The organism is Geobacter sp. (assembly GCF_027327745.1).
In the GTDB taxonomy this organism is placed as follows: domain Bacteria; phylum Desulfobacterota; class Desulfuromonadia; order Geobacterales; family Geobacteraceae; genus Geobacter.
This window is the reverse complement of sequence record NZ_DAHVYG010000076.1, coordinates 1-26,471: the sequence shown is the minus strand read 5'-3', so window position 1 is coordinate 26,471 and position 26,471 is coordinate 1. Positions and strand designations below refer to the sequence as shown.

The window sequence follows — 26,471 nt, the reverse complement described above, 5'->3', positions numbered from 1 at the left end:
CCATGGAGACCATCAAGACCGCCCTTTTCGAAACCCTTGTGGAAAGCGCCGTACCCGACGGCGAAGGAGGCTATTCTTTCACGCTCGAAGGAAAGACCTACCGGATCAAGGACACACTGGAAATCTCGAAGATCGCCCAGGACCACGGCTATATCATCATTTATTGAACTTCGACAGCACTTCGTCGATTCGTTTTCCGTCCAGGGTTTCCTCGTAGAGGAGAACTTCGACAAGGGCATCGAGTCTGTCGCGATTGCCGCTTATCACCTCCTCGGCCTTCAGCTCCGCCTCTTTGATAAAAGATGCAATCTCCTGATCGATGAGCCACGCCATCTGCTCGGAGAAGATCTTCTCCTCGGCCAGCTTGCGCCCGAGAAACGGATGTTCCTCCCCCCGCCGGAACGTCATGGCCCCGATCCGGTCACTCATCCCCCACTGACAGATCATCTTCTCGGCCAGATCATTGACCGTTTTGAGATCGTTCTGGGCCCCCGTCGAAAGGTCGCCGAACACGACCCGCTCCGCCACCCTCCCGCCGAGGGCCACGGCCAGCCGGTTCATCAGGTACTTCCTGGAATAGTGATACCGGTCGTCCTCGGGGAGTTGCTGGGTCACGCCCAGAGCCTGCCCCCGCGGGATAATGGTGACCTTGTGGACCGGATCGGTCCCGGGGAGCATCTTCGCCACCAGCGTGTGACCGGCTTCATGGTACGCGGTGATCCGCTTTTCCTGGTCGGTGATGAACATCTTCCGTTCACCTCCCATGAGCACCTTGTCCATGGCGCGTTCCATATGATCCATCGTCACCGCCGGAGCATCTTCCCGCGCCGCAAGGATTGCAGCCTCGTTGATGAGACTTTCGAGGTCGGCGCCGGTCATCCCGGGGGTGCCGCGCGCAATGATGGAGAGGTCCACATCCTTGTCCAGAAGAATCTTCCGGGCATGGACCTGGAGGATCTTCTCCCGGTCACGCCAGTCGGGACGGTCGATGACCACATGGCGGTCGAAACGGCCGGGACGGAGCAATGCCGGATCAAGGACATCCGGTCTGTTGGTGGCAGCCATGACGATCACCTCGTCGTGGGGATCGAAGCCGTCCATCTCGGAGAGAAGCTGGTTCAGGGTCTGTTCGCGTTCGTCGTGACCTCCTCCGAGTCCCGCACCGCGACTCCGTCCCACGGCATCTATCTCGTCAATGAAGATGATGCTCGGCGCCGATTTCTTTGCCGTGGCGAAGAGATCGCGCACCCTCCCCGCCCCCACGCCGACAAACATCTCGATGAACTGCGAAGCAGAGATGCTGAGGAACGTAACCCCCGCCTCCCCCGCCACGGCCCGGGCCAGGAGCGTCTTTCCCGTCCCCGGCGGCCCGACGAGGAGAACCCCCTTCGGCACTTTTCCGCCGATACGCTGGAATTTCTTCGGATCACGGAGATAATCCACGATCTCTTTGAGTTCCAGCTTGGCGCTTTCCATGCCGGCCACATCCTCGAACGTCACCCTCCCCCGGTCGCTTGCGACATACGTTTTCGCCCCCGACTTGGCAAAGCCCCCCAACATGGCGCCGGGCCCCTGTCCCTTCACCCCCCGCATGGCGAGCCACCAGATACCGATGATCAGCAACCACGGCAACAGATAGAGCAACCCGCTCACCACCGGCGAAGTTTCCGTGGAAACCGCCGTAACCTCCACCTTTTTTGCCTGCAGCTCCGCCATCAAAGCCGGGTCCTCGATGGCAGGCTTGACGGTGTTGAATCTGATGATGTTCTTTCCTACCCGTTGCCCGGAGGTTGGGCCTTCAAGCGTCACCTTGTTTCGGAACTCGCCGGTGATGGAGCTTCCCTTGATGGTGATTTTCGCGACATTGTCGGCAGCCAGCTCATCCTTGAAACGGCTGTACGAGATGAGCGCACCACTTTCCACCCCCTGCCTGGCGACATAGGCGTAGAAAAAGTTGAATCCAACCAGCAGGATCAGTATCCACAGCATCGGTTTCCAGACCGATTGCCCCATTCATGGCTCCTCTCAGGCCGCTTCGCATCGAAACGGCACTGTCCCGACGCCTTTCGTTTCAGTTAATTCGTAACATACCCCCCCTGATTTGCAAGGGTCTCATGACGCAACTGGCCGGACGGAGAACTGTCCGAGACCAAACGATGCCCCTTTTCCAAGATTGAGATACTGACCCAGAAGGAGAAACGGCAGGAACTCCTCCCGAACCCCTGAGACTTGAGCTTCACCCACTACCCCCCCGATCGTCCCACCCCGCCAATCGACCCACTTCATCCCGACCCCGCTCAGCGAAACCTCTTCACACTCGGAGGAGAGCCAGCGGAAGTCACCTTCAACGTCTCCTTCGCCATAGATAGCAGCAAGCGAGGTAACCCGCCTCATGAGCGAACGGAAAAAACGGGGGAAGGAAAAGAACCGCAGTGGACGCCCCTGCGCCATAATCTTGAGGGGGGTAACGAGAGTAAGCGCTATTCTGTCACCGATCATCCCGGTGTCGCTCAAACCGGATGCGGAAAGAAGCAGTGGCACGGCTTCACCATCGTATGACCAGGGAAAACGCTCTCCGAAATACCCCTCGGACTCAACGCGCTCTATCCGCGCAATCGGCGAACCGGCTCCATTTCCCTCAAACCAGTTCTCAAGCGCCTTCAGAAAGAGGTTGCCATGCATAACCGCACTCCCGACGAGAGTCAGCCCCACATCGAACCGCTCTCCTTTGTTCGGAGCGGCGGGAAGTACCGGGAACCGGAATGCGAACGGCAAAGGAGGCTTCTGATGCCTGCGGACCGCGGCCGGGTCACTGCTCAGAGCCTGCGAAAATATGGCACGGTAGGGGCACTCCTTCTCTCCGCAACCCTCGCATCCACCCTTCCGGCATTCCGCAACCGAACGGAAGACCTCCTGAAACGTCTCCCGGGAGCGAAACAGCATCCAGGAATCTTTCACGTCGCATTCCAATCGCGTGCCGATCACCAGTTTCACGAAAGTGAGATCCATGTACGTACTCCTGGAAAGAAAAGGGGCGGATCGCCAAATCCGCCCCTTTCCTATTGCTGGTGCCGAATGCATTGCGCATCGGGATGCAGCATTACTTGTTACTACTCGTTACTTGCAGAGCGCTTTCAGATACTCCCTGTTCAGTTTTGCAATGAACTTCACGTCGATCCCTTTCGGGCAAGAGGCCTGGCACTCGTAGTGGTTGGTGCAGTTACCAAAGCCCTGGGCCTTCAGCTCCTCAGTCATGGCACATACACGGCGTGCAGCTTCCGCCTGCCCTTGCGGCAGCACGGCAAGCTGGGACACCTTGGCCGACGTAAAGAGCATGGCGGAACCGTTGGGGCAGCCCGCCACGCAGGCGCCGCAACCGATGCATTCGGCGGCGTCCATGGCGTAATCGGCGTCGTCCTTCGGAACAAGGATGGCATTTCCGTCGGCAATCCCCCCGGTATGGGCCGAGGTGTACCCCCCCGCCTGAATGATCTGGTCGAGGGCACCCCGGTCAACCACCAGATCCTTGACGATCGGGAAGGCACGGGCACGCCATGGCTCGATGTAGATGGTGTCCCCGTCCTTGAACATCCGCATGTGGAGCTGACAGACCGTCGTCCGGTCCATCCCCCCGTGGGGAGCCCCGTTGATTACCTGGGAGCACATACCGCAGATCCCCTCACGGCAGTCATGGTCGAAGGCGATGGGATCCTTGCCGGCCTTGATGAGATCCTCGTTCACCTCGTCGAGCATCTCGAGAAAAGACTGGTCGGGACTGACGTCCTTTGCCTCGTAGGTTTCGAACTTCCCTGGATCCTTTGGCCCTTTCTGGCGCCAAACATGAAGTGTAAGCGTCATGGTCTTGTCGTGGCTCATTATTTGTAGCTCCTTATCGCCAGATGGACGTTTTCAAATTTCAGCGGCTCGATGTGCAGCTCCGGCTCCGCATTGACCCCTTTGAACTCCCAGGCCGCAGCGTGGCAGAATTTCTCGTCGTCACGCTTGGCCTCGCCGTCCGGCATCTGGTGCTCGACCCTGAAGTGGCCGCCGCACGACTCGTTGCGGTAAAGGGCATCGCGGGTCATGAGCTCCGCAAACTCCAGGAAGTCCGCCACGCGGTTGGCATTCTCCAGCTGCTGGTTGAATTCGGCGCCCGAACCGCTCACCTTCACGTTCTTCCAGAACTCCTCGCGGATTTCGGGGATCTTCTTGAGGGCTTCCTTGCAGCTCTGCTCGCTGCGGGCCATGCCGACGTTCTCCCACATGATCTTGCCGAGCTCGCGGTGGAACTCGCTGACGGTCTTCTTGCCGTTGATCGACATGAGCTTCTTGAGGTTGTTGTTCACATCCTCGACCGACTTCCTGCACTCGGGATTGTCGGCCTTCACCTTGCCCGGAGTGGTCTTGGCAAGGTAATTGGCGATGGTGTACGGAATGACGAAGTAGCCGTCGGCAAGACCCTGCATGAGGGCGCTGGCACCGAGACGGTTCGCACCGTGCACCGAGAAGTTCGCCTCGCCGAGAACGAAGAGGCCGGGAACGTTGCTCTCGCAGTTGTAATCGACCCAAAGGCCACCCATGGAGTAGTGGGGAGCCGGGTAGATCCGCATCGGCACCTTGTAGGCGTTCTCGTCGGTGATCTTCTCGTACATCTCGAAGAGGTTGCCGTACCGCTCACGGATTGTGTCCTCGCTGAGCCGCTTGATGGAGGCGGCGAAGTCGAGGTATACGCCCCGACCGCCCGCTCCGACGCCACGGTCGTCGTCGCACTGCTCCTTGGCGGCACGGGAGGCGATGTCACGCGGAGCCAGGTTGCCGAAGCTCGGATACTTCCGCTCGAGGTAGTAGTCGCGCTCTTCCTCGGAAATCTCGCCCGGAGCCCGCTTGTCCCCCTTGTTCTTGGGGACCCAGCAGCGGCCGTCGTTGCGGAGCGACTCGGACATGAGGGTCAGCTTCGACTGCTTGTCTCCGTGTTGGGGAATGCAGGTCGGGTGGATCTGGGTGTAGCAGGGGTTGGCGAAGAACGCCCCCTTCTTGTGGGCCTTCCACGCCGCGGTGACGCTGCACCCCATGGCGTTGGTGGAGAGGTAGAAAACGTTCACGTAGCCGCCGGTGCAGAGCACCACGGCGTCACCCACGTGGGTGCGGATCTCGCCGGTCACCATGTCGCGGACTGTGATCCCCTTGGCCTCGCCGTCGACGACGATGAGGTCGAGCATTTCGGTGCGGGGGAACATCTTGACGGTGCCGGCCTTGATCTGGCGGGCAAGGGCCGAATAGGCGCCTAGGAGAAGCTGCTGCCCCGTCTGCCCCCGGGCATAGAAGGTACGGGAGACCTGGGCGCCGCCGAAGGAACGGTTGTCCAGGTAGCCGGCATAGTCGCGGGCAAAGGGAACGCCCTGGGCCACGCACTGGTCGATGATGTTGTTGGAGACCTGGGCGAGACGCCAGACGTCGGCCTCGCGGGCGCGGAAGTCGCCACCCTTGATGGTGTCGTAGAAGAGTCGGTAGATGCTGTCGCCGTCGTTCGGATAGTTCTTGGCGGCGTTGATCCCCCCCTGGGCGGCAATGGAGTGGGCACGGCGGGGGGAGTCCTGGTAGCAGAAGGCCTCGACGTTGTAGCCAAGCTCCCCGAGGGAGGCGGCAGCGGCGCCACCGGCGAGGCCGGTGCCGACGACGAGGATCTTGTATTTACGCTTGTTGGCGGGGTTGACCAGCTTCATGTCGAAGCGGTGCTTGTCCCAAGTCTTCTCTATTGGTCCTGTCGGACATTTTCCGTCGAGTATCACTATGAACCCCCTAACCTTTCAGAATGCCGGAGACGATGAAGAGCGGAATGGACGCGTAGCCGAGGAGCAGCACCACTGCCGCGACCGTGCCGATCTTGCCGATAACCGGAAGAGTCTTGTTGTTGTTCCATCCCATCGTTTGGAAGAAGCTCTGGATGCCGTGGGAGAGGTGGAGGAAGAGCACCACCATGGCGGCAATGTAAACAAAGGCGATGATGCCGTGGGAGAAGCTGTTCGTCACCATGGCGAAAACGTCGAAGCGCCCTTGGGCGTCGACACCGGCAACGATGTCAGGGGTAGCGCGGATGGTGAATTGGAGGAGGTGATAGAGGATGAACGCCAGGAGCAGCAGCCCGGTGTAGAGCATGCTCTGGCTCCCGAGGGTTGCCCGCTTCAGGTTCTTGACGGCGTAGGTCTCGGCGTTTGCCACCCGGTTTTCCAGGCTCAGCTGAACACCGAACAGGATATGGATGGCCACCGAGGCAAGCATCACCAGGCGGAATCCCCACACGAGGGGGGGGAGTGCATGGAGGTGCTCGGCATAGGCGTTGATGCCGCCCGGGATAAAGATCGACGAGTTGCCCAGCATGTGGACGATGACAAACAGGACCATCAGCTGGCCGGTGATTGCCATCAGGACTTTTCTACCTACAGAGCTCGTTAACAGTTGCATAATGATGTCCCTTTGCATGTTAATCGTAATTGACGTTGACGATGGAGTTACTGCCGAACCGGGAGCGCCCGTGCCGCCCCGAAGGGGGGACGAGCCAGGCTCCGCGGCTCCACGAGAGGATTATCCGAACAGTGAGGGGGTGCCCGCCATTCCTTGCAGTTATCCATCGTTTCCTCCCGGTAAACTGTTATCTCAACCTGCTGCCAATCAATAAGGACACGAAATATTGGAACATTCTAACCAGGCGCAATGTATACTGTATACTAAACATCGTTTTAGGAAAATGCAATAGAAATTTAACGACGATAAAGGTGGAAAGCGGCTTCCCGTCGTAATCGGGAGCATTGTGCCGGGCTGGCTGCTCGCCGCGATACCGGCAGAGGAAACCGGACTCGCACGAAGCACGACAGAGATCCGCCGGCACCTGACACCTCGGGGGAAACGAAGCAGAAGTTGCAATCCGGCGGGCGTTCATGGTAAAAACGACGGTCGAACATACCGGAAAAGCGGAAAGTTACGCAGGTTCAACCCGATTTCATCCCCGCGTCGCAAACCCAAGAGACCCGAAAAGACAAACATGAAATTCACTCTCAGGAAAATGGACAAATCCACCTCGGCCCGGCGCGGAACGCTCGTTACGCCCCACGGCACCATCGAGACCCCCATCTTCATGCCGGTGGGTACCCATGCGGCCATGAAGGCGATGACCCCGGCGCAGGTAAAAGAGACCGGCGCCCAGATCATCCTCTCCAACACCTACCACCTCCATCTCCGGCCGGGGGAGGAACTCGTCGCCAGGGCCGGCGGCCTCCACCGGTTCATGGCCTGGGACGGACCGATCCTCACCGATTCGGGGGGGTTCCAGGTCTTCTCGCTCCCCAACAAGCGGATCACCGAGGAGGGGGCATATTTCAGGCACGAAGTGACCGGCGAGGAGATCTTTCTCGATCCGGCCCGTGCCATCGCCATTCAGGAAGCCCTGGGGGCGGACATCATCATGGCGTTCGACGAGTGCATTCCCTACCCCTGCGACCGCCAGTATGCGGCCAGGTCCACCCGGAAGACGCTCCGCTGGGCCGAGCAGTGCCGCAAGGCCCAGACCCGCAAGGACCAGGCCCTCTTCGGCATCGTCCAGGGGAGCGTCTTCGAGGACCTTCGGGCCATGTGCGCCAAGGAACTGGTCCAGATGGACTTCCCCGGTTATGCCATCGGCGGCGTCTCCGTGGGTGAAGGGCTGGAGCTCCTGAAAAAGGTCGTCGAATGCACGGCGCCGTTCCTGCCGGAGAACAAGCCGCGCTACCTCATGGGGGTCGGGCTCCCGGAGGATATCTTCGAGAGCGTCGAGCGGGGCATCGACATGTTCGACTGCGTCATCCCCACCCGCTACGCCCGCAGCGCCACCCTCTTCACCAACCGGGGAAAGATCCGCCTCACGAACCGCAACTACCGCCGCGACTTCTACCCCGTCGAACCGAACTGCGGCTGCTATACCTGCAGAAACTTCACGCGCGCCTACCTCCACCACCTCTTCAACGCCAACGAGGTCCTCTCGGCGATCCTGGCGAGTATCCACAACGTCCACTTCTATCTCGGCATGATGGAGGGGATCAGGATCGCCATCGAGGAGGGGCGCTTCGCGGAACACAAGAGGGAGTTCCTCTCCGGCTACCTGAAGGGGAAATAGCCGCGTCACGTCAGTCGGGCGGGCGCAACCGAAGGGCATCCGTGTGGGGTGCCCTTCGATGTTTTTCGAACGGGAGAACTTATCATGACAAAGGATGGAACGGAATTCGAGCGGCTCGCGGGAATCATGCGCCGGTTGCGCGCCCCCGGGGGATGCCCCTGGGACGCGGAGCAGACCCACGAGTCGCTCAAGCGATACCTGCTGGAAGAGGCGTACGAGGTGATCGAGGCGATCGATGCCGGCTCCCCCGACATGCTGAAGGAGGAACTGGGGGACCTGATGCTGCAGCCGGTCTTCCACGCGGTCATCGCCGAAGAGCGGGGGGAGTTCACCATGGCGGAAGTCCTTGCGGCCATCAGCGACAAGCTCGTCTCCCGGCATCCCCACGTCTTCGGCGACCAGATCATCCGGACGAGCGAGGAGCAGCTCGAGAACTGGGAGCGGATCAAGCAGAAGGAAAAGGGGGCGGAGCGGAAATCGGCCCTCGCCGGGGTCCCCCCCCACCTCCCGGCCCTCCTGAAGGCGCAGAAGGTGACCGAAAAGGCGGCCCGGGTCGGCTTCGACTGGTCGCGGGTCGACGAGGTCTTCGCCAAGGTGCTGGAGGAACTCCACGAATTCGAGGAGACTATGCTCGCCGCAGATCAGGAGCGGATGGAGGCGGAGCTCGGCGATCTCCTCTTCGCCATCGTTAACCTGGGCCGCTTTCTCTCCCTCAACCCCGAGGAGGCCCTCCGAAAGACCATCGACCGGTTCACGCGCCGTTTCTCCCACATCGAGGAGTCACTCCACGCCCGGGGAGCGGGAATCAAGGAGGCGAGCCTGGAGGAGATGGAACGCCTCTGGGACGAGGCGAAGCGGCTGGAGCGGGAGGGAAGCGGGTCCGGCGAGAAAAGTTAAGAGTTTTCAACACCGTAACCGATTTTCCACAAAAACTGTGGATAACCGGTGGATAACAGTGTGGATAAAATGGTAAAGGGACAGGGTATTGGGAGGTTTCTGCACTCTGCCTCTTTTTTACTCAGAATATAACCTGCTGATTTTTCAAAGCAATCACCCTACCAAAGAGAACATCGCTACCTCCTTCCGCCTCATGGCGCCAGACGGCAGGGGGAAGGGGAAAACACTCCGGCGGTGTGCATAACTAACGGTCAATCACCCGCCGCCCCCCAGCGCGCCACCCTCTTCCGAAACTGGCGGACAACCTCCCGAGCCTCCTCGCAGCGAAGCAGATGGGCAATTGCCATGTAAATGGCCGCGCCGCCGGCCACGGCAGCGCCAAGGATTCCCGCCTTGGCGAGCTTGTGTCCCGCTGCCGACCACTCCTGCAGTGACACCCCCCAATTGACGGCGAGCGCCATCGGCAGGGAGGCGATGCACGCCTTGATCCCGGAGACCACGATCCCCCGCCCGCCGAACGGACCGATCTTTCGCCGCAGGAAGTAGAGCAGAAGCCCCATGTTGCCGGCGGCCGACAGGGACGAGGCAAGGGCGAGGCCGCCATGCCTGAGGGGCCCCATGAGGAGGAGGCTGAAGATGGCATTCAGGAGGAATGCGCAGAACGCGATCGCCACCGGCGTCCGGGTATCCTTCAGGGAGTAGAAGGCGGGGACGAGGACCCGCACGAGCGCCACCAGGGACAGCCCCAGTGAGTAATAGAAGAGCGCCATGCCGCAGTTCACCGCCTTGGCGTAGTCGAACTCTCCCCCCATGAAGAGGAGGCTGAAGATGGGGGTCGAGCAGACCATGAGCCCCGCCGTGGCGGGGATGGTGATGAAGAGGGTGAGCCGCAGGCCGAACGCGAGGGACTCCTTCAGCTGCTCCATCTCGCCGGCGGCGGCCTGGCGGCTCATGGAGGGGAGCACCGCCTGGGCCACCGAGGCGGTGAAGATCCCTTGGGGAAACTCGAAGAGCCGCTGGGCGTAGTAGAGATAGGAGACGCTCCCCTGGGGGAGGAGGGAGGCGAGGATGTTGCCGACGGTGAGATTCAGGTAGTAAACCCCGACGCCGAAGACCGACGGCCCCATGAGGAGGGCGATCTTGCGCACGGCCGGGTGCCCGGTCACGAAGCGGGGGCGGACCGGGAACCCCTTTCGCCAGAGGGTCGGCAGCTGGAGCAGGAGCTGCAGCACCCCGCCGACGAGAACCCCCACCGCCAAAGAGGTGATCGGCACCTGGAAACGGTCGTGGAGCAGCCACGCGCAGAGGATCATGGAGATGTTGAGAAAGACGGTGGAGATCGCCGGGGTGAAGAAATGGCGCACCGTGTTCAGGATCCCCATGCAGAGGGCCACGAGGCTGATGAAGAAGATATAGGGAAACATCAGCCGGTTCAGGAAGACCGTCAGCCCGAACTTGGAGGGCTCGCCCCTGAAGCCGGGAAACATGAGGGAGACGATCCAGGGCGACAGGATAATGCCGGCCAGGGTCACCCCCGCCATGACGATGGTGAGGAGCGTAAAGCAGATGTTGGCCAGTTCCCGCGCCTCCTCTTCACCCCGTCGGGTGTACCACTCGGAGAAGGTAGGGACGAAGGCCGAGGTGAGCGCCCCCTCGGCGAAGAAGCGCCGGAGCATGTTCGGGATCTGGAACGCGGCGAAGAAGGCGTCGGTGTAAAGCCCGGCACCGAAGAGCCGCGACACCGCCATGTCGCGCACCATCCCCATGATGCGCGAGATGCTGGTGGCAAGGCCGAGAACGCCGGCGGCGCGGGCGATATGTTTCTTTTCGGACATGGATTCCCCTGGATGGCAAGTCAGGGGAGGTTATTACCACAAAGGCGAGGCGCTTGCAAAACTATTGCGGGGCCGAAGGAACGGATCGGGTGGTGGCGGGATAGAGCTCTTCGATCAGGCGGTCGAGCAAAAGCCCCACCCCTTCCGCCGTCCGTTGCGGCGGCCGACAGGCCCCGCCGGCGCAAAGGCAGGCCTCCGCGGCCCCCGGCGCCTCACCCGGAGTCCCCCCCCTGACGACGAGACCGGGGACGAACCGCCGTCCGAGCTCGCGCAGCATGGCACGCCGCGCCGCCACGTCGTCTCCCGCCAGAACGGCCTCGACCTGCGGCCCCCGGATCAGGTCGAGGGCCATGAGAAGCTGCAGGTGGGCAAGGGGCTGCCGCTCGGCCCCCCCCATGAAGGCGCGCAGGATCCCCTCCCCCGCCTCCAGAAGCGTGTCGTCACCGGCAGTCATCCCGAGTCGCAGCAGTACCGCAGCCGCCATGGAATTGGCAGCCGGCAGCGCCCCATCGAAGGAATCCCGCCCCCGGACCAGCACCGTCTCCGCATCCCCCCCCACGTCGAAGAGCCCGCCGCCGTTCCCCCCGAAGAGGCGGAGCATCTCCCGCGCAAGGCGAAGCGCCCCGGCGAGATGACGCTGCTCCAGGGTCGCGCCGTGGAGTTCCAGAAGCCCCAGGACGAGGAACGCATAATCCTCCAGGAAGGCGGGACCGCTGGCCTCCCCCCGGTGGATGCTCCGCAGGAGTCGCCCGTCTTCCCGCGTGAGCCGCTCTTTGATGAAACCGGCGCTCCCTTCGGCGGCCGCCAGGAAGCGCCCGTCGCCGCCGGCCAGATAGGCCCTTGCCATGGCCGCGACCATAAGGCCGTTCCAGGCGGTCACCACCTTCTCGTCCCGGAAGGGACGGACCCGCTTCTCCCGGGCGGAGAGAAGGAGCTGCCGCCACTGCTCGATTTTTTCCGGCGTGCCGCCCGGAGGCGTTTCCCCCGCGATGAAGGGAAGGTGGAGGATGTTGCGTCCCTCGAAGTTCCCCATCTCGGTGACGCCGAAGAGGCGGCAGAATTCCGCCGCGTCGGGCTCGCCAAGGACGGTTCGAACCTCGGCCGGCGTCCAGAGGTAGTAACGCCCCTCCTCCCCTTCGGTATCGGCGTCGAGGGCGGAGTAGAACCCGCCTTCGGGGGAGGTCAGCTCCCGCAGGACGAAGGTGCAGATCTCCGCCGCCGTCTCCCGGAAGGAGTCGCGACCGCTGAACCGGAACGCCTCGACGTAGGCGATGGCGCAGAGGGCCTGGTCGTAGAGCATCTTCTCGAAGTGGGGGACGAGCCACCGCTCGTCGACACTGTAACGGTGGAAGCCGAAGCCGAGCTGGTCATAGATGCCGCCGCGACGCATGGCGTCGAGGGTGGTCTCCGCCATGGCCAGGGCCTCGGCATCGCCGAAGCGCCGGGCGTAGCGCAGGAGGAACTGGAGCTGGAGCGCCATGGGAAACTTGGGGGCGCCGCCGAAGCCCCCGTGGAGCGGGTCGTACATCGCCGCCAGCTGCCGGCGCGCCTCGTTGAGCGGGGCATCCCCCGCGATATCCCCCTCCCGGAGGGTGGCAAGGCGGGCGAAGCCGGCCAGGACTGCGTCGCAGTTCTGCCGCACGAGCTCCCGCCGCGTCCGCCAGACCTCATCGATACGGCCCAGAACCTCGGTCAGTCCCGGCATCCCGCCGCGGGGATCCTTCGGGATGTAAGTGGCGGAAAAAAACGGCTCCCGGTCGGGGGTCATGACGATGGTCAGGGGCCATCCGCCCCGCCCCCCCATCATCTGGGCGACCCGCATGTAGGTGTCGTCGATGTCGGGGCGCTCCTCCCGGTCGACCTTGATCGCGATGAAGGAGCGGTTGAGAACGGCGGCCACCACGGGGTCGTCGAACGACTCGTGGGCCATCACGTGGCACCAGTGGCAGGTGGCGTAACCGATGGAGAGAAAGACCGGCTTGTCCTCGGCCCGGGCCCGGGCGAACGCCTCCTCCCCCCACTCGTACCAGTCGACCGGGTTGTCGGCGTGCTGGAGGAGATAGGGGCTTGTGGCGAAGATGAGCCGGTTGAACGCCTCTCCTCCGTCCGGCGGCAGGGTGCCCCGGTCGACGGAAAAGATCCGCTCCAGCCGCTGTTGATCGCTGTGTTTCGCTTCACTGGCCATGGCGCCTCTCTCGTTCCCGGATATGACCCCAAGTGTAACAGAAGATTCACCGGCGGTCTTTGATTCGTGGCGAAAATGCTGGTACACTCGGCCGGAAGGGGAGGGACTCATGAACGCGGTAAAGGGAGGGGCAGTTCTCGCTATCATGCTCGCCGCCGCCGTGGCAGGGGCCGCCGTCATGGCGGTCGGACGGTTCAGCGCCGGCGATCTGACCGGATGGAAAGACCAGACGTTCCGGGGGAAGAAAAGGACCATCTACACCCTGGTGGAGGACGGGGAACGGACGGTGCTCAGGGCCGAAAGCCACGGCTCGGCATCGGGGCTAATCAGGAAGATGGAGTTCGACCCCGCCAAATCTCCGATCCTGCACTGGTCGTGGAAGATTGCGGGAACCCTGAAAAAGGGGGACGAGCGGACCAGGGAGGGGGACGACTACGCGGCACGGGTCTACGTCATCTTCCCCCGCACCTTCTTCTGGCAGACCCGGGCCATCAACTACATCTGGGCCAACCGGCTCCCAAAGGGGGAGTCCGTCCCCAATGCCTTCGCCCCGCGGAACGTGATGATGGTGGCGGTTGAAAGCGGAGCATCACTGGCGGGAACGTGGCGGTCGGAACAGAGGAACATCTATGAAGATTACGTGAGGCTCTTCGGAGAGGAACCTCCCAGGGCGGGAGGGGTGGCGCTCATGACCGACAGCGACAACACCGGCGAAGAGGCGCTTGCCTGGTACGGGGATATAACCCTGTCGCCCCAATGAAAAAGGGGCGCCGAAGCGCCCCGTCAACCGGATTCAGCCCGGCTACCCCAGCAGCCGCGCGAGCCGGCCCCGCTCCTTCTCCAAGCGGTCTTTCCCCTCCTCGAACGCCTTGAGGAGGTCTTTCTTGACGTCGTGGGAAATCTCCTTCCCCTTGTCGAGGATCTCCTGGGTCTTGTCGCTCAGGTTGTCGACCACGTCGGAAACCTTGTCGGTGAAGTCCTCCACCAGCTCCTCGGCCTCGTTCCTGGTGCGGCGGGCGTACTTCTTGATGTCGCGCCGGGTCTTCTTCCCCGACTGGGGAGCGAAGAGAAGCGCCGCTCCGGCCCCCAGGATGCCGCCGGCGATGAGCATGAGCGCGCCAACCGTCATGGTGTTGTTCTTTTCTTCGGACATGAACACTCCCTCCTTTTTCCGCTCTCGCTTTACACTTTAAGAGTACCGCAAAAAATCAGTTCGTCGAGCCGGCTTCGGCCCGAAGTCCCTCCAGCACCGCCCGCACCTCCTCCACCGTCTCCTTCGCTTGGGGAGATTTCTCCTTCTTGAGGTAGAGCTCCAGGTACCTGATGGCATCCTGCACCCGTTCGTTATCCATGCAGAGACTGCCGAGGGTGAGGTACGACATGGTGAATTCGGGGTCGAGGCGGACAGCGGCAAGGCATTCCCGCTCGGCGTCCTCGTACTCTTCGAGATCATAATAGAGCTCTCCGAGGTTGAAATGGGCCGCGGCATCCTCCGGGTCGAGCTCCACCCCCCTGCGGAAGGCCTCGATCGCCTTTTCCCGCTCGCCCAGGCCGTAGTACGCGTCGCCGAGACCGTTGTAGGCGAAGACGTTGTCGGGATCGAGCTCCAGGGCCTTCTCGAACGCCTTGACCGCGTCGGTGGTCCGCTCCAGGTTGTTGTAGACGAGCCCCATGTTCACGTAGGCATCGGAGTCGGCGGGATCGAGCTCCAGCACCTTCCGGTAATGCTTCAGGGCGTCCTTGTGGCGCCCCATCTCGAAGTAGATGTCGCCCAGGGCCGTGAGGGCGTCCTTGTCGGCGGGGGCGATCTTCAGTCCCTTCTCGTACCAGCCGGCGGCGTCGTCCAGCTTTCCGTCCTCGGCCAGGGCCTCGCCGAGATAGAAACAGCACTCGGGGTTCTCCGGGTCATTCTCGACGCATGCCCTGAACTGGGCAGCCGCGGCTGCGTAGTCTCCCGCCTCCGCCAAACCGATCCCCTTTGCCAGCATGTCGTTGTCGGCCATCGTTTCCCCCTGTCGTGTGAGACTCCGGCAAAACTACTGCGGGGCCGGTCTGCTTTGCTGACTCGGCCTCCTCATGACGTTTTGCAAGAGCCTCGTGTTTTTTGCGGGAAACTATACCAGAAAGATTGGCGCCCCGCCACCTTCGACCGCCCCGCACCGGGAAAATATGACCAGAACGGGCTTTCAATTAACCGGTTGATGCTCTATAATGAGTCCACTTTACGCAAAGGGCACCCCGACCATGGCTGAGACCCACCCGGAGACAACCGGCCTGCGGATTCTGGAGGATATCAGCACCCTCATCCTCCGGTCCCACGATATCCACGAAACCCTCGACAACATCGTCCATCTCGTCGCCCGCCGGATCGGCACTGACGTCTGCTCCATCTACCTGCTGGAGGAAGACGGCGAGACGTTGCGCCTGGCAGCCACCCGCGGACTCTCCAAGCAGTCGGTCGGCAGGACCTCCATGAAGGTCTCGGAGGGGCTCTCCGGCCTCGTCATCGAGCAGGGAGGGGTGGTCGCCACCGACAACGCGCCGCTCCACCCCCGTTACAAGTACTTTCCCGAAACCCGCGAAGAGCAGTTCCACTCGTTTCTCGGCGTGCCGCTCATGCAGCGGGAGACCCCCATCGGCGTCATCGTCATCCAGACGCGGGAGCCGCGCACCTTCCGCCAGGACGAGGTGAGCACCCTCACCACCATCGCCTACCAGATATCGAGCATCGTCATAAACGCCAAGCTCCTCGACTCCATCCGCCAGAAGGAGGACGAGCGGGCACAACTCGAAGCGGAGCTGGAGAAACTCAAGGCCATCGGCACCCAGCCGTCGGGAAAAACGCAGCGCCCGACCCGCAGGGGAAAGCGGTCGGTCATGCTGCTCGGAACGGCGGTTTCCACCGGGTTTTCCCTCGGCAGGGTCGCCATCATCGGCCGCCGGCCGAGCAGCGACAGTATCGAAGTCGCCAAGGTCCGACCGCGGGCCGATGAACGACGCCGCTTTCTCCTGGCCCTCGAAAAGGCGAAGATCGAGACCCTCTACATGGAAAAGCGAGTGGCCGACATCCTCTCCAAGGAAGATGCCGCCATCTTCCACACCCACCTCATGATCCTCGAAGACCGGGGGTTCATCAACCGCGTCCTCGACCTGATCGAGCAGGACTACGGCGTGACGCGGGCCGTGAACGAGACTGTCGCCCACTACGTGAACGCCTTCTCCCAGATGGAGGACCCCTATCTCCGGGAGCGCTCCGCCGACATGGAGGATATCCGGCGGCGGATCATCGACTGCCTCGACGGTTCGGGACGGGCGCGGCTGACGCTGCGCGAGAAGCGGGTGCTGGCGGCCCACGAGATCCTCCCCTCGGACATGGCGACCCTCGATCTAGACAAGGTGATAGGCATCGTCACCGAGAAGGGAGACGTGAACTCCCACGGCGCCATCATGGCCAGGTCCCTCGGCATTCCGGCCATCGTCGGGGTGGAGGGACTCCTGCAGAATCTGGGGCTCAAGGACGAGGTGATCGTCGACGGCAACTCGGGGCACGTCTACATCAACCCCGGCGCCAAGGTGAAAGGGGAGTACGAGCGGCTGGAAGCGGACTTCAGCAGCAAGCGCCGCGAACTGGAGGGACTGCGGGACGAGCCGGCGGTGACCCGCGACGGGGTGACGGTGGCCCTGCGGGCCAACATCGGGCTTCTGAGCGACGTCAGGATTGCGCTGGCCAACGGGGCCGAGGGGGTCGGGCTCTACCGCTCCGAGTTCCCCTACATGGCACGTTCCACCTTCCCGACCCGCGACGAGCTCTATGCCTCCTACCGCAAGGTCCTCGAAGGGTTCGCGCCGCACCCGGTCACCATCCGCACCCTCGACATCGGCGGCGACAAGACCCTCCCCTACTTTCCGCACCCCCGGGAGGACAACCCGTTCATGGGGTGGCGCTCCATCCGGGTCTCCCTCGAACGGGAGGACATCTTCCGGGTGCAGCTCGCCGGCGTCCTCATGGCGTCCCCCTACGGGAAGGTTTCGCTCATGTTTCCGATGGTGTCGAGCATCGCGGAGATCTGGCAGATCAGAAAGATTCTCGGCGAGGTGCAGGAGGAGCTTGCGCGGGAGGGGATCCCCTTCGATCCGGCGATGCGCCTCGGGATCATGGTGGAACTCCCAGCGGCGGTCCAGACCGCCCACATTCTGGTCAGGGAGGTCGACTACTTCAGCATCGGCACCAACGACCTGATCCAGTACACCATGGCCGCCGACCGCAACAACCCCAAGGTCCGCAAGTATTATGACCCCCACCAGCCGGCGGTGCTCCACTCCATCAAGCGGGTGGCCGACGTGGCCGGGGAGGCGGGAAAACCGGTCTCCATCTGCGGCGAAATGGCGGCCGACCCAGTCAACGCCGTTCTCCTGTTCGGAATGGGGATCAGGGAATTCAGCCTCTCGGCCCCCTCGATCCCAGCCGTGAAACAGGCGATCCGGTCGGTCTCCTCGACGGAAGCCGAGGAGATCGCAGCCCGGGTCCTGGCACTGGAGAGCTCCGGTGCCGTCCGCAGCCATCTCTCAAAGGTCCGGGAACGGCTCGCCCTCTAGCCCTCTAACTTTAGTCCCGAGCCCCTCACCTTCACACCTCCATCACATCTCCGCATGGGCCTCCGGATCCAGGGGGTTCATCCGGACCGCCAGGGAGAAGAGATACGGATAGTCGGCCTTGAGGTGGGTCAGGTAAACGATCCACTCGCGGAGCAGGTGGGTAAAAGCCCGCCTGATGTCGCCGGAGAGATGGTCGAGGTCGAGCTGGGAGAGCCCCGTCAGGGTGGCGCGGGACCCCAGCTCGTCCGCCAGGTGGAAGACCGCCCAGAGGAGATCGGTGAACTCGTCGTGCTCCAGCAGGTTCGGGTTCTCCAGGAGCCGGAGCATGAACTCCCGCCTGGCGGCAAGAAAGTTCTTCAGATATCCCAGTTCACCCATCCTGCTGTCGAGGCGCGGCTCGTACGCGGCAACGAAGGAGGCCGCCCGGCGGAATTCCCCCTCCCCCCACTGGGGCGTCACCCGAAGCATCTCCTCCAACTCGTCCGGCTCCACCAGGAAATCGGACAGATTGCGGATCAGCTCGCTCCCGACCTCGCTGAAGAAGACCCCGATCACCATGTTGAGCTTCTGGCGAAGCGAGATCCGCTCCCGCTCCTTGATGACCCGCTCGATCATCAGCGTCACGAAGAGGACGTAGACCGGCAGAAAGGCGAAATTGCCGAGAAACCCGGTGAAGACCTCCTCTCCCTTGCCGAGGACCAGGTAGTCGACCCCGTAGAGGAGGAGGGAGACGATGAGGAGGAGAAAGGCGATGTGGCGCGTGCGCAGGTAGCGATTCATGATGGTTTCCGTTAAGCGCCAGGGCTAGCGGCTAACCGCTGGTTTATGTGGCCCGCAGGGCCTCCACGATGTTCATCCGGGCGGCCCTGAAGGCCGGCAGCAGCCCGCCGGCAAACCCCATGGCGAGGGAGAAGAGGAGGCACTTCCCCACGATGGCGGTGGTCAGGGTGAAGGTGAAGGCAAGCTCCGAAAACGTCTGCCAGTTCATGGTGGAGATGGTGATGAGCTGCATGAACGAGGCGAAGAAGAGCCCCACCACCCCGCCGAGGAGCCCGAGAAAGAGCGATTCCAGGACGAAGGCGGCAAGGATGCTCCCCTTGCGGAAGCCGAGCGCCCGCAGGGTGCCGATCTCGGTCACCCGGTTGGCCACCGCCGCGTACATGGTGATCATGGCGCCGATGACCGCCCCGAGGGAAAAGATGATCGTCAGGGTCACCCCCAGGATCCGGAGGAACTTCGCCATCGCCTCCGACTGGTCGGCGTAGAAGCGGATCTCCCGCTTCGCCTCCAGGGTCAGCCGCGGGTCCGACTCGATCCGGGCCTTCACCTTCTCGAACTCCGCGGGGTCGCGCAGCTTGAAGACGATGGAGGAGTAGACCGGCCGCCGGAACGCCTGCATCAACTGGTCCACATCCCCCCAGATCTCCGACGAGAAGCCGGTGTTGCCGGCGTCGAAGATCCCGACCACGGTCCAGTCCCGCATCCCGAAGCGGACCGTCTCCCCGATCCCGCCCCCCTGAAACCGCTTGGCAATGTTCGCCCCGGCGATGATCTCCGCCGACCCCGAACGGGGCATCCTCCCCTCCCGGAGCCGCACCTGGGGCCGCAACAGGAGCGACGCCGGTGCAATTCCCCTGATGACGACATTGGACGGTTTGCCGCTCCCCCGCTTCGGGAGGCTGATGAGGACGACCAGCTCCTTGGCCGCGAGCCGCTCTCCCCCCGACATCGCCACCTCGGGCTCGGTCTCCACCACCGCCGCCTGGGAGCGGTCGATACCGCTCTGAACCTCGGTCTGGGCCGACTTGCGGATCACCACCACGTTGTCGTAGGAACCGGTGTCCACGAGGGTCTTGCGCAACCCCTCCACCAGCATGAGGGTCGCCGCGAAGACGAAGACCACGAGCGCCATCCCCGAAGCAGTGAGAACCGTGGTCAGGCGCCGGGTCCAGAGGTTGCGGAAGCTGTAATAGTACGGGATCCCCATCAGCCGATCCTCCGGAGCCCGTCGGCGATCCGGATCGTTGAGCCGCGCCAGGTGGGGAAGATCCCCGCCACGAGCCCCACCGTCACCGCCGCCGCCAGGTCGAGCCAGATGGTGAGGGGGGCCACGGTGAAGACCGGGAAGAACTGGGAGAGCTCCGTCTCGATCCAGTGGGCCGCCGGAAAGGTGAGGATAACCCCCAGCACCCCGCCGGCCAGGGAGATGACGAGCGACTCGCCGAAGACCACACAGCCGATGTGCAGGGCGCCGAAGCCGAGGGTCTTGAGGGTGGCGTACTCGGCGATCCGCTCCCGGGCGGTCATGGCCATGGTGTTGGCCGCCACCACCATGATGATGACGATCACCACGTAGGAGACGATCTTGATGGCGATCATGATCGCCTCGGTCATGGAGACGAAGCTCAGCTGGAACGCCTTCTCGGTCTCGGTGAGGGTCTCGGCCAGGGAGTTCCTGAAGAGGGCATCCACCGCCAGCGATACCTCGGCCGCCTCTTCCGGCTTCTTGAGCTCGATCAGGTAAAACCCCACCTGGTCCGCCCGGCGGGGGATGGTCTTCTTCACGGTCTCGTTCAGGTACTCCCAGTGGAAAAAGAGCTGGGTCTCGTCGGTGTTCTTCCGGGCACCGCGGTAGATGCCGCGGATCACGAACGCCCACTGCCCGGGGAAGATGGTCCCCCGCAGCGTCACCGTGTCGCCGGTCTTCCAGCCGAAGCGCTCGGCCGTCTTCCTCCCCACCACGCACCCCCGCCGGTCGTGGATGAAGGCACTGCGCTGGTCGTCGGGGATGATGTACTCGGGATACATCTCCAGGTACCCCTTCGGCTCGATGGCGAAGTTGGGGAAAAAGTTCTTCTCCTCCCGGTAGATCCCGCCGAACCAGTTACCCCAGGAGACCTCCTTCACCCCCGCCACCTGGCGGATGCGGTCCTTGTAGGAGATCGGGAGCGGAAAGACGAGGGAGATGGCGTTGCGGGTCACGAGCCGCGAGGCCGAGGAGGCCTCCACCCCGGCGTACCAGAGGTCCACCAGGGTCCGCAGCAGCCCGAAGGCGAGGACCGCCACCGCCACCCCGACGATGGTGAGGATGGTCCGGAGCTTGTGACGGAAAGCGTTGCGGAGGATGAGCTTGAGGATGAACACTGACGCCTACCCCCCGCCGTCGGCGAGAATCCCCTTCTCCAGATGCCGGATCATGTGCGCCTTCTCCGCCGCCTTGGGGTCGTGGGTCACCATGATGATGGTCTTGCCGAAGCCGTGGACGAGGCGGTCCATGAGGGAGAGGATCTCGCCGGCCGAGACCCGGTCCAGGTCGCCGGTCGGCTCGTCGGCCACCAGGATGTCCGGGTCGGTCACCACCGCCCGGGCGATGGCGACCCGCTGCTGCTGCCCGCCGGAGAGCTGGGAGGGGTAGTGGTCCATCCGGTCGGAGAGGTTCACCAGCGACAGGGCCATCTCCACGTGCTCCCGGCGCTCGCGGCGGGAGAGCCCGGTGAGGAGCAGCGGCAGCTCCACGTTCTCGAAGGCGGTGAGGACCGGCATCAGGTTGTAGAACTGGAAGATGAAGCCGACGTGGGCAGCCCGCCAGGCGGCGAGCTCCGCCTCGGCGAGGGTCGTGATCTCCACCCCGCCGATGGTGATGGTGCCGGAGTCGACCTGGTCGATCCCGGCAATGAGGTTCAGGAGCGTGCTCTTCCCCGATCCGGAAGGCCCCATGAGGGCCAGGAACTCTCCGACGGCGATGTCGAAGGAGATATCCTCCAGGACCGGCACGGTCTGGCTGCCGCGCCGGTACGACTTGGAGACGTTTCGGACGGAGACGATGGGAGATGGGGTGACGGCGGTATCCATGGCCGTTCCTACTTCTCCGCCAGCGTTATCTTCGTCCCGTCCGAGAGTTTGTCGAGGGGCTTGAGGGCGATCCGGTCCCCCGGCTTCACGCCGCTGGCGATCTCGATCATATCGCCGAGCCGGGGGCCGACGGTCACGGGGGTTTCCACGACGCGGTTCCCCTTGACGAGGAAAACCACCTTTCTTCCCCCGCGGTCCACCACCGCCGCCGGGGCGACCGCCGTCCGGGGTTTTTCCTCTCCCGGCGCCACGGGCCGCTCCAGGAACGCCACCTTGGCGCTCATCTCCGGGAGGATGCGGGGATCGGTGTCGACGAAGCGGACCTTGACGAGGACGGTCGCCTTGGAGCGGTCGGCAGTGGGGACCACCATGTGGACCGCCCCCCGGAAGCGTGACTCCGGGAGGGCATCCAGCTGGATCTCGCACGGCTGCCCCACCCGCACCTTCTCCAGGTTCGACTCGGAGACGTCGGCCTCCACCTGGAGGGAGCCGAGGTCGGCAATGGTGACCACGGCCGCCTTGGCGTTGGCCGCGGCGCCGATGGGGGTGACGATGTCGCCGACGTCGGCGTTCTTGGTGAGGACCACCGCGTCGAAGGGGGCGCGGATCAGGGCGTACTCCACGTTTACCTCCGCCCCCTTCAGGGCCGCCTGCGCCGCCCGGATCGACGCCTCCGCTCCGGCCACCGCCGCCCGGGCCTTACGGTAGCGGGCCTCGGCGGCATCGTAGTCGGCCTTCGCCACGATGCCGTCCTTCAGAAGCTGTTTCTGGCGGTCATAGGCGAGGGAGGCGTCGGTAAGTTCAGCCCGGGCCTGGTCGAGGCCGGCCGTGGCGTTGCGCAGCGTTGCCGCCGCCTGATCGCGGGCCGCGACGGCATCCTGGTTCTCAAGCCGCGCCAGGATATCCCCCCGCTTCACCCGGCTCCCCTCCTCCACCCCCAGCCAGTCGAGCCGGCCGGTGATCTTCGCCGCCACGGCGGCCTTGCGCTGGGCCACGACGTAGCCGCTGGCGTTGAGGCTGGTGAAGGACTGGGAGGGGTAGACCTGCGTGACGGTGCCCGGCTCCACCGTCACGGCCGGCGTCAGCACGCCGCTGACGAAGAGGATGACGAGCACCGCCGCGGCCACCGCCGCCGCGATCCAGCCGGTGCGTCTCCTGCGGGGTCTGGGGCGCGCTGCGGCACCCCGGTCGATTTTCAGCTTTCCCAGGTCTTCGTTTGCCATCGGGGAACTCCGGAAAGGATTTCAGCCCCGCAAAAAAAGCCGGCGGGGCGCAAAAGCAGAGCAACGGCTGACCATAGCATTTCCGGAGTAAAGTGTGAAGGGGCTTAGAGAGAATCGGGAAAGGGAACGTAACGAGGGAGCTGCAATTTTACTCCACCACCTCGATCGTCCCCTCCATCCCCTTCTCCCGATGGCTGGCAAAAAAGAGGAGTTTCTTGTCGCAGTACATCGGATACCTGCCGACCCTGGTCGGCGTGAACCGGACCACCGTCGTCTCCCGCTCGAGATTGACCTTGAAGTCTATCCCCGCCTCCGGTGCCTTGACGACCAGGTCATGGGGGACCAGGATCGTCTCTCGCCGCACCTTGAGCTCCACCGGGACATTCACCCTGACGATGATGTGGTTCGGCCTGAAGAAATAGTCTCCGCCGACGATCTCCACCCGCTGCACCCCGTCGGCATCCACGGTGGCCCGGTATTCGATCTGCGGAGGCTTCTCCCCCCCCTGGTCCCCGAAGGCCGGCAGGGAGGCGAGGATGAAGAGCGCCATGACTAACGTCGCGATCCGTTTCACAGGTCACCTCCTCACCCTTTGAGCTTCTTCATCATCTCGCGGCAGAAGGCCGGGATGTCGGAGGGCTGGCGGGAGGTGACGAGGTTCCCGTCCACCACCACCTCGCTGTCCTCGTAGAGTGCCCCGGCCTCCTTCATCTCCGCCGCCACCGACTGGTAGCAGGTGGCCCGGCGTCCCTTAAGAAGCCCGGCGGTGATGAGGGTCTGGGGACCGTGGCAGATGGCGGCCACCGGTTTGTTGTGGCCGAAGAAATGACGGCAGATGGCGAGGGCGGCGGCTTCCTTCCGGATGACGGCGGGGGCCTTCCCCCCCGGCAGGATCAGGACGGTGTAGTCATCGGGAACCACCTCGGCAAGGGTCTTGTCCACCCTCACCTCGTAGCCGTGCTTCCCCTTGATGGTGCCGCGGGCAGGGGACGCCACATCCACCGGGATCCCCTCTTCCAGAAGGCGGTAGTAAGGGACGAGAAGCTCGGAGTCTTCGAAATTGTCCGCGCTGATGATGAGCGCTCTCATGGTTTTCCTCCCTGAAAAAGCGGCAGGGGCAATCCGATGAATTGCCCCTGGGTGATTTCCGTCGTCCGGTCGCTTACTTCAGCCGTGCCTCGGCGGCCTTCCAGTCGATGTTCCTGAAGAACGCCTCGATGTAGTCGGCCCGCTTGAGCCCGTAGTCGAGCATGAAGGCATGCTCGAAGACGTCCATGATGAGGACCGGCGTGCAGCCGGCCGGGTGGGCCGTGTCGTGCTCGTTGATCCAGAAGTTCATCAGGCGGCCCGAGGCCGAATCCTGGTAGAGGACCGCCCAGCCGATCCCCCGCATGGCGCCGGTCGCCTTGAAATCCTTCTCCCACGCCTCGACGCTGCCGAAGTCGGCGGCAAGCCTGGCGGCGAGCTTCCCCGCCTGGTCGATCCCCCCCTTCCCGCCGAGGTTCTCAAAGTAGTACTCGTGGAGCCGCATGCCATTGAACTCCCACCCGAGGCGGCGCTTGAGCTCCGCGTACTCCGGGGTGGCGGTCTTTCCCTCGGCGAGCATCTGCCCCAGGATGTCGAGTACCTTGTTGGTGTTGGTCACGTATCCCTGGTACAGGGTGAAATGGTTTTTCAGGAGCGCCTCGCTGAACCCATCCATGCCGATCAGTTTTCCGTAATCCTTCGCTTCGTACGCCATTGGTCATTCCTCCTCGCGGATCTGAAATGTTATCTGGTGCCGCCGGGCACGGTATTAACCGTATCACGAAACGGCGAAAGGTCAACACGAAAAAGACCAATACAGTCTTTTTTATCCGTTTACCATCATACTTCCACTCACCGCTCCTCGATCTCGGCGGCGGCGATTTCCACATCGGGGCGCTCTTCGGCGATCCACTCCTCGACGCGTTCCAGGAGATGACGGCCGGCCGCACGGGAGGGGGTCACGGTGGCAAAGCCGAGGACCGCCTCGCCATGGACGTCCTGGAGGTCCACCTCGGCGGCGGAGACGTTGAAGTTCTGTCTCGTCCTGGCGAGGATGCTCTTGACGATCCCCCGCTTCCCCTTGAGGGAGTGGCTGGGGAGGAGAAGATGGACGACGAGCGAGTGGACGAACATGAGGCATGCTCCAATAACGGGGAACCGTTTTTCAAAATTCCGCGTGGCGCGGGGTGCGGGGAAACGGTATCACGTCCCGGATGTTCTCCATGCCGGTGAGGTACATGATGAGCCGCTCGAAGCCGAGGCCGAAGCCGGCGTGGGGGGTGGAGCCCCAGCGGCGGGTGTCGAGGTACCACCAGAGGGAGGCGGGGTCGATGCCGGTCTCCTCCATTCGGGCCATGAGGAGGTCATGGCGCTCCTCCCGCTGGCTTCCGCCGATGATCTCCCCCACCTTCGGGACGAGGAGATCCATGGCGGCGACGGTCTTGCCGTCGTCGTTCTGCCGCATGTAGAACGCCTTGATCTCCCGGGGGTAGTTGACGACGAAGACCGGGCCTCCCACCACCTGCTCGGTGAGGTAGCGCTCGTGCTCGGTCTGGAGGTCAAGCCCCCACTCCACCGGATACTCGAAGGCGACCTCCGCCCGCTGCAGCCGTGTGATCGCCTCGCCGTACTCCATCATGGCGAAGGTGGAACCGGCCACCCCCTCGATCCGCGCCACGAGCCCCCGGTCGATGTGGTCGTTGAAGAACGCCAGATCCTCCTGGCAGTGGTCGAGGACGTGGCGGCATAGATGGCGAAGGAACTCCTCCGCCAGGCGAGCATCGTCCCGCAGGTCGGCGAAGGCCATCTCCGGCTCGATCATCCAGAACTCGGCGGCGTGGCGCGGGGTGTTGGAATTTTCGGCCCGGAAGGTGGGACCGAAGGTGTAGATGTCGGAGAACGCCTGGGCGAAGAGCTCCCCTTCCAGCTGGCCGCTGACGGTGAGGCCGGCGGCCTCGCCGAAGAAGTCGTCCGAAAAATCGACCTCCCCGTCGACAAGCTTCGGCCGGGCGAGGTCGAGGGTGGTGACCCGGAAGAGCTCCCCCGCCCCTTCACAGTCGTTGGTGGTGATGATCGGGGTATGGACGCAGAGGAATCCCCGCTCGGCGAAGAAGCGGTGGACCGCCTGGGCCAGCGACGAGCGGACCCGGAAGACCGCGCCGAAGGTGTTGGAGCGGGGACGGAGATGGGCGATGGTCCGCAGGTATTCGAAGGTGTGCCGTTTTTTCTGGAGCGGATAGCCTTCGTCGGCGGGTCCCAGGATCTCGATCTCCGCCGCGCGGAGCTCGTACCGCTGGCCGGCGGCGGGCGATTCCGCAAGCCGCCCCCGGACCGCCACGGCGGCACCGGTGCTGATGGCGCAGACCTCCGGGTAGTTCGGAAGGGCGGGCTCCGCCACCACCTGGAGGCTCGCGAGGGACGACCCGTCGTTCACCGCCAGGAAGGCGACCTCCTTGCCGACCCGGCTGGTCCGGACCCATCCCTTCACCGTCACATCCCCGCCGAGCCCTTCCCCGGCGAGGGCGCTCCGTATCCGCGTGCGAGTGGCCATGCTTCCGACTCCTTCCCTAGAGCCTGTCGGACTTAGGAATGAATCTGCTGCGAGAACGGCAAATCGGTCCATATTTCCGGGAATTCTTGACGAATAGAACCACTATTCGCCTGCAAATTCCCGAAAATCTGTCCTCGATCTGCCATTCTCTCGCTACGAT

At 63.4% G+C, this 26,471-nt stretch carries 23 protein-coding genes; 4 read left to right on the top strand and 19 right to left on the bottom strand.

Annotation, left to right across the window (positions count from 1 at the left end):
* Positions 1-156 precede the first annotated feature (156 nt).
* The 5 genes from ftsH to M6689_RS13910 form a co-directional block, all read right to left on the bottom strand.
* Positions 157-2,013 (bottom strand): ATP-dependent zinc metalloprotease FtsH, encoded by a 1,857-nt coding sequence (ftsH, locus tag M6689_RS13930; RefSeq protein WP_298272910.1) that lies wholly within the window; start codon positions 2,011-2,013, stop codon positions 157-159.
* Between the two features lie 99 nt (positions 2,014-2,112).
* Positions 2,113-3,009, bottom strand: a complete 897-nt coding sequence (gene cas6 / locus M6689_RS13925; RefSeq protein WP_298272908.1) for a CRISPR system precrRNA processing endoribonuclease RAMP protein Cas6 — start codon at positions 3,007-3,009, stop codon at positions 2,113-2,115.
* 108 nt (positions 3,010-3,117) lie between these two features.
* The gene (locus tag M6689_RS13920) at positions 3,118-3,876 is read right to left on the bottom strand and encodes a succinate dehydrogenase/fumarate reductase iron-sulfur subunit (protein ID WP_298272905.1); all 759 of its coding nucleotides are present in this window, start codon (positions 3,874-3,876) and stop codon (positions 3,118-3,120) included.
* A complete protein-coding gene (locus M6689_RS13915; RefSeq protein ID WP_298272902.1) occupies positions 3,876-5,789 on the bottom strand; it encodes a fumarate reductase/succinate dehydrogenase flavoprotein subunit in 1,914 nt (637 codons plus the stop codon). Before M6689_RS13915 ends, M6689_RS13920 begins: the two co-directional genes overlap by 1 nt.
* A 10-nt stretch (positions 5,790-5,799) precedes the next feature.
* Positions 5,800-6,462 carry a succinate dehydrogenase cytochrome b subunit gene (locus M6689_RS13910; protein ID WP_298272899.1) on the bottom strand — a complete coding sequence of 221 codons (663 nt, stop codon included), beginning with the start codon at positions 6,460-6,462 and terminating at the stop codon, positions 5,800-5,802.
* A gap of 577 nt (positions 6,463-7,039) precedes the next feature.
* Here M6689_RS13910 and tgt point away from each other — a divergent pair.
* Both tgt and mazG read left to right on the top strand, forming a co-directional pair.
* Positions 7,040-8,146, top strand: a complete 1,107-nt coding sequence (gene tgt / locus M6689_RS13905) for a tRNA guanosine(34) transglycosylase Tgt (protein WP_298272896.1) — start codon at positions 7,040-7,042, stop codon at positions 8,144-8,146.
* An 84-nt stretch (positions 8,147-8,230) separates the two neighbouring features.
* Positions 8,231-9,043, top strand: a complete 813-nt coding sequence (gene mazG / locus M6689_RS13900; RefSeq protein WP_298272894.1) for a nucleoside triphosphate pyrophosphohydrolase — start codon at positions 8,231-8,233, stop codon at positions 9,041-9,043.
* A 251-nt stretch (positions 9,044-9,294) separates the two neighbouring features.
* Here the strand turns inward: mazG and murJ are convergent, their stop codons facing one another.
* Positions 9,295-10,878 carry a murein biosynthesis integral membrane protein MurJ gene (murJ, locus tag M6689_RS13895; protein ID WP_298272892.1) on the bottom strand — a complete coding sequence of 528 codons (1,584 nt, stop codon included), beginning with the start codon at positions 10,876-10,878 and terminating at the stop codon, positions 9,295-9,297.
* Between the two features lie 61 nt (positions 10,879-10,939).
* Positions 10,940-13,063, bottom strand: coding sequence for a thioredoxin domain-containing protein (locus tag M6689_RS13890; RefSeq protein ID WP_298272889.1), 2,124 nt, complete (start codon positions 13,061-13,063; stop codon positions 10,940-10,942).
* Positions 13,064-13,172: 109 nt separating this feature from the next.
* On the opposite strand from M6689_RS13890, the gene M6689_RS13885 reads away from it, so the two are divergent.
* Positions 13,173-13,823, top strand: coding sequence for a DUF3047 domain-containing protein (locus tag M6689_RS13885; RefSeq protein WP_298272888.1), 651 nt, complete (start codon positions 13,173-13,175; stop codon positions 13,821-13,823).
* A gap of 42 nt (positions 13,824-13,865) precedes the next feature.
* Here M6689_RS13885 and M6689_RS13880 read toward each other — a convergent pair whose 3' ends face one another.
* Both M6689_RS13880 and M6689_RS13875 read right to left on the bottom strand, forming a co-directional pair.
* Positions 13,866-14,216: a YtxH domain-containing protein gene (locus tag M6689_RS13880; protein WP_298272885.1), complete on the bottom strand. Its 351-nt coding sequence runs from the start codon at positions 14,214-14,216 to the stop codon at positions 13,866-13,868.
* 55 nt (positions 14,217-14,271) lie between these two features.
* Entirely contained in the window at positions 14,272-15,066 is a 795-nt protein-coding gene (locus M6689_RS13875) for a tetratricopeptide repeat protein (protein ID WP_298272882.1), read from the bottom strand.
* 241 nt (positions 15,067-15,307) lie between these two features.
* Here M6689_RS13875 and ptsP point away from each other — a divergent pair, with 241 nt between their 5' ends.
* Entirely contained in the window at positions 15,308-17,659 is a 2,352-nt protein-coding gene (ptsP, locus tag M6689_RS13870) for a phosphoenolpyruvate--protein phosphotransferase (RefSeq protein WP_298272880.1), read from the top strand.
* A 42-nt stretch (positions 17,660-17,701) separates the two neighbouring features.
* Here the strand turns inward: ptsP and M6689_RS13865 are convergent, their stop codons facing one another.
* The 10 genes from M6689_RS13865 to asnS all read right to left on the bottom strand — a co-directional run bounded on the left by M6689_RS13865 (position 17,702) and on the right by asnS (position 26,311).
* A complete protein-coding gene (locus tag M6689_RS13865) occupies positions 17,702-18,439 on the bottom strand; it encodes a hypothetical protein (protein WP_298272878.1) in 738 nt (245 codons plus the stop codon).
* A gap of 43 nt (positions 18,440-18,482) precedes the next feature.
* Entirely contained in the window at positions 18,483-19,646 is a 1,164-nt protein-coding gene (locus M6689_RS13860; protein WP_298272876.1) for an ABC transporter permease, read from the bottom strand.
* Positions 19,646-20,803 (bottom strand): FtsX-like permease family protein, encoded by a 1,158-nt coding sequence (locus tag M6689_RS13855; RefSeq protein WP_298272874.1) that lies wholly within the window; start codon positions 20,801-20,803, stop codon positions 19,646-19,648. The genes M6689_RS13860 and M6689_RS13855 overlap by 1 nt, the downstream gene beginning before the upstream one ends.
* A 6-nt stretch (positions 20,804-20,809) precedes the next feature.
* Complete coding sequence (locus M6689_RS13850) at positions 20,810-21,511, bottom strand: ABC transporter ATP-binding protein (RefSeq protein ID WP_298272872.1); 702 nt, start codon at positions 21,509-21,511, stop codon at positions 20,810-20,812.
* Positions 21,512-21,519: 8 nt separating this feature from the next.
* Positions 21,520-22,734 carry an efflux RND transporter periplasmic adaptor subunit gene (locus M6689_RS13845; protein WP_298272870.1) on the bottom strand — a complete coding sequence of 405 codons (1,215 nt, stop codon included), beginning with the start codon at positions 22,732-22,734 and terminating at the stop codon, positions 21,520-21,522.
* 148 nt (positions 22,735-22,882) lie between these two features.
* Positions 22,883-23,308, bottom strand: a complete 426-nt coding sequence (locus M6689_RS13840) for a quinol oxidase (RefSeq protein WP_298272868.1) — start codon at positions 23,306-23,308, stop codon at positions 22,883-22,885.
* A gap of 11 nt (positions 23,309-23,319) precedes the next feature.
* On the bottom strand, positions 23,320-23,823 hold the full coding sequence (locus tag M6689_RS13835) for a type 1 glutamine amidotransferase domain-containing protein (protein ID WP_298272866.1): 504 nt from the start codon (positions 23,821-23,823) through the stop codon (positions 23,320-23,322).
* A 73-nt stretch (positions 23,824-23,896) separates the two neighbouring features.
* Positions 23,897-24,475: a superoxide dismutase gene (locus M6689_RS13830; protein ID WP_298272864.1), complete on the bottom strand. Its 579-nt coding sequence runs from the start codon at positions 24,473-24,475 to the stop codon at positions 23,897-23,899.
* A gap of 137 nt (positions 24,476-24,612) precedes the next feature.
* Positions 24,613-24,894: a DUF503 domain-containing protein gene (locus M6689_RS13825; protein WP_298272862.1), complete on the bottom strand. Its 282-nt coding sequence runs from the start codon at positions 24,892-24,894 to the stop codon at positions 24,613-24,615.
* 31 nt (positions 24,895-24,925) lie between these two features.
* Entirely contained in the window at positions 24,926-26,311 is a 1,386-nt protein-coding gene (asnS, locus tag M6689_RS13820; RefSeq protein WP_298272859.1) for an asparagine--tRNA ligase, read from the bottom strand.
* Positions 26,312-26,471 lie beyond the last annotated feature (160 nt).